Here is a 7,723-nt window from a genome sequence, read left to right on the forward strand (position 1 = left end):
CACATGTTTTCATTCAATCACTGGATCGAAGTGCTGGAGGCCAACGCCCTGCACTTCCCGCAGCGTGCTGCCCTGCACTTTTTGCCGGACGGCGTCGAGATCGGCGAAACCCTGACCTTTGCCCAACTGCACGAGCAATCCCGCTCCCTCGCGGCCGCCCTGCAATCGCGCTACGCACCGGGCGATCGCGTGCTATTGATGCTGCCCAGCAGCCTCGACTACGCCCGTGCGTTTTGTGCCTGTCTATATGCCGGCCTGATCGCCGTGCCGTTGTTTCCACCGCCGTCACGCAAGCCGCGCCACCTCGACCGCGTGCGCAATGTGGTGGTGGATGCCGAACCGGCACTGATCCTCGCACCGGCGGATCATTGCCAGGGCTTGCTGGAACTGGTGCAAGACCGGGCCGATGTGTTGACGGTCCAGGACCTCGGCACACCGCTGGCCAGTGAGTGGCAACGTCCGGATGTCGACGCTGCGACCGTGGCCTTCCTGCAATACACCTCGGGTTCCACCGGCACGCCGAAAGGTGTGGAAGTGCGTCAGCGCAACCTGATCGCCAACGTCGAACTGATGCGCCAGGCCTACGGTTTCGATGAGCATGGCGCCATGGTCAACTGGCTGCCGCTGTACCACGACATGGGGTTGATCGGCGGCATGCTGGCCCCGCTTTACAGCGGCATGCCCTGCTACCTGATGGCTTCGCAGACCTTCGTCAACGCGCCGTCGACCTGGCTGCAGGCGTTGAGCCGCTATCGCGCCACCGCCAGTTTTGCCCCCAACTTCGCCTATGCCCTGTGCAACCGGGTGGTCAGCGACAACCTGATCGCGCAACTCGACTTGAGCGCCTGGCAACACGCAATCAACGGCGCCGAACCGATCCACCCCGGCACTCTCGACGCTTTCGCCAGACGCTTCGCCGCTTGTGGCCTCAATCCTTTGGCGATCAGCCCCGGTTATGGCCAGGCCGAAGCGACGCTGTGTGTCAGCGCCACGCCGGCCGACGCGCTGCCACTGGTGCTGAGCCTGGACAAGGCCGTACTGGAAACCGGGCGTGTGGCCCTGGCTACAACCGATGACGCCGCCGTGGAGTTCGTCGCCTGCGGCTATCCACAAGCCTTGCACAGCATCGCCATCGTCGACCCGCAGAGCCATGAACGCTGCGCCGCCGATCGCATCGGCGAAGTCTGGCTGAAGGGCCCGAGCAACGCCGAAGCCTATTGGAAAAACCCCGAGGCCAGTCGCGAAGCCTTTGAGGCACGGATTGTCGGCGAAGCCGACAACTACCTGCGCTCCGGCGACCTGGGTTTCATGCACTATGGCCAGGTGGTGATCTGCGGACGGCTCAAGGATCTGCTGATTCTCAACGGGCGCAATCTGTACCCTCACGACATCGAATTCGCCATTACCGATGCCGAGCCGGGCATTCGCACCGGGCGCATTGCCGCGTTCTCGGAAATGGACCCGGCACTGGGTCGCGAGAAACTGGTGATCGTCGCCGAGCCGCAACGCAAGTTCGTCGACCCGGCGCATCACCCGACGCTGTTTGCGTCGATGCAAAACGCCGTGCGCGAAGCCGCCGACTGCGGCATCGATCAGATTGTGCTGGTGGAAGCCGGCACCATCCCGATGACCACCAGCGGCAAGATCGCCCGTCAAGGCGCGCGCAAGCAACTGGCCGCGGGGACGTTAAGCATCATTGCCCAGAGCGGTGGGCAGATCGCGCCGAACAGCGAAACCATTGACCTCATTCAACTGAAGCACCGCGTAAGCAATGTGCCGCAACTCGCGCAAACCGCTTGCCGCCAATGGATTGAGCAAACCCTGCGCGAGGTCAATCCGTATCTCGTGGCAGACTTCGAACTCAGCCTGATCGGCCTGGGCCTGGACTCCATCAGCGTGGCCGACTTCGCCGCTCGCCTGCACAAGGATCTGGGCTGGAGCCTCGACACCCAACGTCTGTTTGGCGAACAAACGCTGGCTGAATGGGCGCTGGCCTTGCAGGTGTTCTTGAGCGAGCCATCGCCGAAAACCAGCGCATCCACCGAACGCACAAGCGTCAGCCAAAGTCGTCAATCATTTGCGCAAAATCGCCTGTGGTTCTTGCGCCAATTGAACCCGGACGACACGCGGCACAACCTGGTGTTGCACCTGAGCCTGCAAGGCCCACTGGACATTGAAACCCTGGCGCTGCGGCTGAACAATCTGGTCATGCGCCACAGCGTATTGCGCACGGTGTATCGCGACAGTATCGATGGCCCTCGGCAACAGGTTTTGCCGGCCACGGACGTACCGCTGACCTGGCATGACCTGCGTGATCAGAGCGAGTCGCAGCAGCAACAAGCACTCAGCGACAGCCTGGCCAACGAACACGCCACACCGGTCGAACTCGAAACCGGACCGCTGCTGCGCGCGCAACTGCTCAGCCGCAATGACCAGCAGCATGACCTGCTGCTGACCCTGCACCACATCGCTTTCGACGGGCGTTCGGCGCAAGTGTTGCTGGCGGAACTGGCAGGCGCCACCGACGCCAAACCGCCGGTGCAGTACCTGGATTTCGCCCAATGGGAAGCCGATCACTGGAGCGAACAGCGGATCGCCGCCGAACAAGGCTTCTGGCGAGAGCATCTGGCAAGCATGCCGCAAACCCTCGAACTGGGTGGCAGCGGGCAGCCCCCGGGCGAGCACAGCCTGAACTTCACGGTGCCGCAAACCACTTGCGAACACCTTGCAACCGTGGCCCGCGAGCAAGGCATGACCCTGTTCATGCTGCTACTGGCCAGCTATCAACTGGTACTCAAGCAACTCGGTGGGCAGCAACAGTTTCTGCTGGGCACCGATGTCAGTGGCCGGCCGTTGGCAGAACACAACGACGTCATCGGTTTCTTCGTCAATCAGCTGACCCTGCGCTGTGACCTGCACGGCGAACCGACCCTGGCCGGCTTCCTCGAACGGGTTCGTGACGAAGCACGACTGGCCTACGCCCATCAGGGCCTGCCGTTCGATCTGGTGGTGTCGGCGCTGGCGCCGGAACGCCGCCCCGGTCATTCGCCGCTGTTCCAGGTCAAGCTCAACTATCAACCTTCCCGGATAACGCCGACCACTATCGCAGGTGCACACATGACCGCGCTGGACGTGGCGCAGGCGCCGGGAGATTTCCATCTGGTGCTCGATCTGGTGCACGGCGCCGAAGGCATCGACGCCACCCTCAAGTACCGCGGCGAATATTTCGATCAGGACCGCGCCCTGCGCCTGCAACACCTGTGGACGCGCCTGCTGGACGAGACCCAAAACCTGCTGGACGAACCGCTGCCGGCACTGGCCGAACGGCTCGCCGCCTGGGACCAGACCTTCCAGCGTGAACGCCAACAGGCCCAGGCGCTGGCCGGTCGCAGCCAGATGATGCAAACCAAACGTCGCTCATTGACCCTTTAACCGAGTTGGATGCCTTTATGTCTATCGTGCCCCCATCGTCTCGCGCCCTCGGCGCCGTGCGCCGCAAAGCCATGAACGTCTCGGAACAGCAACTGGTCAGCGAGCGCCTGCTCAGCCCGGACCACGCCTTGCCACTGGTGATCGAGCCGGCGGTCAGCGGCGTCGACCTGGTCGCCTGGGCGGCCAGGGAACGCGAATCCCTGGAGCAGAAACTGCTGCAATACGGCGCCCTGCTGTTTCGCGGGTTCTCGGTGCTGTCCGTGGAGCAATTCGACCAGGTCATCGCCGCGCTCTCCCCCGGTGCACTGGAATACATGTTCCGCGCCTCGCCCCGCACCCGGGTCGGCGGCAACATCTACACCTCGACCGACTACCCAGCCGATCAGATGATTTTCCCGCACAACGAACATTCCTATTCGCCGCGCTTTCCACTGCGACTGTTCTTCTACTGCCACATTCCATCCGAGACCGGTGGCGAAACACCGATCGGCTCGACCCGCGCGGTGAAGGCCGGCATCAGCCCCGAAATCGAAGCACGGTTCCGTGAAAAAGGCGTGCTGTACGTGCGCAACTACGGCGATGGTTTCGGCCTGCCGTGGCAGACCGTGTTCCAGTCCGAAGACCGCAGCGAAGTGGAAGCCTACTGCGCCAGTGTCGGCATCGAAGTGGAATGGAAAGACAACAACCGCCTGCGCACTCGCCAGCGCGGGCCGGCCGTGGTGCGCCACCCGCGTACCGGCGAAGAAGTCTGGTTCAACCATGCGACCTTCTTCCACATCAGCACCCTGCCCCCGGCGATCCGCGATTCGCTGCAAAGCAACTTCAACGACCTCGACCTGCCCACCAACACCTTTTACGGCGACGGCGAACCGATCGAGCCGCAGGTACTGGAGTCGCTACGCGCGGCCTACCTCGACTCGCTGGTGCGGTTCAGCTGGCAGCAGGGCGACGTGTTGTTCATTGACAACATGCTCGCGGTTCACGGTCGCGAACCCTTCACCGGCAAGCGCGCAATCATGACCGGCATGGCCGAAGCCCTGCTGTCGAGCGACGTCGCCGTCTGACCTTCAACGGGCGCAACCGCTGTTCGCAAGAGGCTTGACTGACACTCGGTCAGCGAGCGTCGGCGCCTGCGCCATGGCCCAGATTCACGCCCAATTTTTAGTCGAGTTGAACATGAACGGACTCCAAGGTTTTCGTATTTCGCCGCAACAGGCATCGGTGTACCCGCACCTCAACGGCGCGGCTGAACACCCGTTCAGTTGCCATTTGCAATGGTCATTGTCCCGGTCGGTGGACGTTGAGGCGCTGAACAGTCGTCTACTGGCGCTGCTGGCCGACAGTGAAATCCTGCGCACACGCCTGATGCCGGTGCCGGGTTTGCGTCACCCGGTACAGGTGATCCACGAAACCTGCACCCTGCCCATGACGGTGCAGGACTTGCGTCAGCACAGCCTCGCCGATCAGGACGCCGCACTGGCCAACCTCGCCGCGCAGCCCCGTGACTGGACGAACCCACTGTCCGTGACCTTGGTGCGCCTGTCGGATGAACACTCGGTGCTGGACCTGGCCGCCGCGAGCAGCCACTTCGACCTCGCCAGCCTGAAACTGCTGGCCGGCGCGCTGCTGCAAGACGTCACCCCGGACCTGTCCGAAGCACTGCAATACGCCGACTACGCCGAGTGGCGCTGGAGCCTGACAGAAGATGAGCCGGACCATCCGGGCGTGAACTTCTGGAGACCTTTGGCTGAGAGCGAGCAGCCGACGTTGCAACTATCGCTTGAATCGACCACCAGCAACGGGTTTGCACCAGCGCGGGTGGATCTGGCATTACCGGCCGACCTCGCCCGCCACCCGGCCCTGACCTCGAACCTGATGTTGACGGCGTGGGCCGTGGTACTCGGACGCCTGGCCGGCCAACAGCAAGTGCCGATCACCTTGATCCACGAAAGCCGTGGCCCGGAACTGGAAAATGCCCTGGGGCTGTTCGAACAGTGCCTGCCGGTGCGCATCGAACTGGATGCCCGCACGACCCTGCTGGAGCAAAGCACACACGTCGCCGCCATGATCGAACGGACGGTCGGCTGGCAGGACTATTACACCCAGGATCTCAACGGCGGTTACGCCTTTGCCTGGCGTTCGGGCGATGCCCAGGAACGTTATGCCGGCGCGGTGATGAACCCGGTGAAAGCCTGCCTGAACGTGCGCCAGTTGCCTGGCAGCTTGCAGGCCCACATGGTTTACGACCGCCATACGTTGAGCAGTGAAGCGGCGACCTGCCTCGCCGAGCAATGGCTGCAACTGCTGCTGGGCGCACTGGCCGACCTGCGGCAAGCCTGGGCGCAACTGCCGTTGAGCGGGCCGCTTCAAGCCAACATGCTCGATGCCCGACCCGACCTGCCATTGATCGAACCGGTGACCCTGGTCGAGCTGATTGCCCGTCAGGTTCAGCAACAGCCGAACGCCATCGCCCTCAGCGACAAGGACAGCGACCTGAGCTACGCCCGCCTCGACGCCTGCGCGACCCATCTGGCCCATCAACTCGTGGCGGCCGGAATTGGTCCGGGGGTGCCCGTAGGCATTCTGTTCGCCCGCAGCAACGCCGCCATCGTCGCCATGCTCGCGGTGTTGAAGGCCGGTGGCGCTTATGTGCCGGTTGATCCGACCTACCCGGCGGATCGCCGCGCCTACATGCTCGCCGACAGCGCCATCGCGCACATCGTGGTCAGCGCCGAACTGGCCGACAGCGTGCCTGCCAGCCTGCAATGCTTCGTGCTTGACGATCTGACAATTGAAAAAACCAGCGACTTGCCGCCACTGCCGTTGCCCGACGCAGACGACCTTGCGTATCTGATCTACACCTCTGGCTCCACTGGCGCGCCGAAAGCCGTGGAAATCAGCCACGGTGCACTGAGTTTCTCGACCCAGGTGCGCATGGCCGCTTATGAGGCGCCGGTGCGCGCCTACCTGCTGCTGTCATCGTTTGCCTTCGACAGCTCGGTCGCGGGGATTTTCTGGACCCTGGCCCAGGGCGGGCGTCTGGTGCTACCGGCCACCGGCGAAGAGCTGGAGATGTCCCGTCTGGCGCGGTTGATTGCCCAGCATCGGGTCAGCCACGGTCTGTCGCTGCCCTCGTTGTATCAGGCGTTGCTCGATCAATTACAGCGCACCGGTGGTGCTGACAGCCTAGAGTGCTGGATCGTCGCCGGCGAGGCGTGCCCGCCGTCGTTGATCGCACAGCACAGCAAGACCTTGCCGCAAGCTCGACTGGTCAATGAATACGGCCCCACCGAAGCCACGGTCTGGGCCACCTATGAAGTGCTGGACCCAAGCCGGGCGTTGACCATTGGCCGCCCAATCGCCGGCATGGACCTGCGCGTGCTGAACGAACACGGCCTTGCCAGCGGCATCGGCGAACCAGGGGAAATCGTCCTCGCCGGCCCGACCCTGGCCCGCGGTTACCGCAACAAAACCGAAGAAACCGCCAAAGCCTTCGTCACCCTGGCCGATGGCACCCGCGCCTACCGCACGGGCGACCTGGCCTGCTGGCTGGCGGACGGGCGCCTGGCGTTCCTCGGCCGCAAGGACCATCAGGTCAAGTTGCGCGGCTACCGCATCGAGCTCGGCGAAATCGAACGTCAACTGTGCAGCCACAGTGACGTGCGCGAAGCCGCGGTGATTGTGCAAGAACACGCCGCCGGCAAGCGTCTGCTGGCCTATATCCTGGCTGCTCACGGCTACGCGCCAGACTCGGAAGCGATCAAGCGCTTCCTCGGCGAACGCCTCCCGTCATACATGGTGCCGGCCCGGGTGCTGACCCTGGCGACCTTCCCGCGTACCCCTAACGGCAAACTCGATACCCGTCAGCTGCCCGACCCGGACCAGTTCGACGAAGGCGCCCATGTGGCACCGCGCAACGCGATGGAAACCACCCTGCAAGCGATCGTGGCCAAGGTCTTGAAGCTCTCGACCGTCAGCGTCACCGAGAACTTTTTCGCCATTGGCGGCGACTCGATCCTGAGCTTGCAAGTGGTGGCGCAGGCCCACGAGCAAGGTATTGCGCTCTCGGCCAAGCATGTCTTCGAACGCCAGACCATCGCGGGCATGGCCGAGGTCGCGCAACCGCTGGCCGCAGGCACTGTAGAGCCGCAAGCCGACAGCGCCGAGTTCAGCGCCTCGGGACTGTCCGACGACGAAATGCAAGCGCTGATGGCCGAACTGAACGAGGCCGACCTGTGACCGGTTTCCCTCGCCACCACGCCCTCACCGTTGCCCCATTTCTTGCAGGACG

General features: G+C 63.6%; 3 protein-coding genes. All 3 read left to right on the plus strand.

Annotated elements, in window-relative coordinates:
• Nucleotides 1-3: 3 nt before the first annotated feature.
• The 3 genes from ACCC96_RS10590 (at nt 4) to ACCC96_RS10600 (ending at nt 7,671) form a co-directional block, all read left to right on the plus strand.
• Entirely contained in the window at nt 4-3,432 is a 3,429-nt protein-coding gene (locus ACCC96_RS10590) for a condensation domain-containing protein (protein WP_413695768.1), read from the plus strand.
• A 17-nt stretch (nt 3,433-3,449) separates the two neighbouring features.
• Nucleotides 3,450-4,496 (plus strand): TauD/TfdA family dioxygenase, encoded by a 1,047-nt coding sequence (locus tag ACCC96_RS10595; RefSeq protein WP_019649560.1) that lies wholly within the window; start codon nt 3,450-3,452, stop codon nt 4,494-4,496.
• Nucleotides 4,497-4,608: 112 nt separating this feature from the next.
• Entirely contained in the window at nt 4,609-7,671 is a 3,063-nt protein-coding gene (locus ACCC96_RS10600) for a non-ribosomal peptide synthetase (protein WP_413695769.1), read from the plus strand.
• The last annotated feature ends 52 nt before the right edge of the window (nt 7,672-7,723 follow it).

Origin of the sequence: Pseudomonas sp. Pseusp11 (assembly GCF_047304405.1) — a bacterium.
GTDB lineage: Bacteria > Pseudomonadota > Gammaproteobacteria > Pseudomonadales > Pseudomonadaceae > Aquipseudomonas.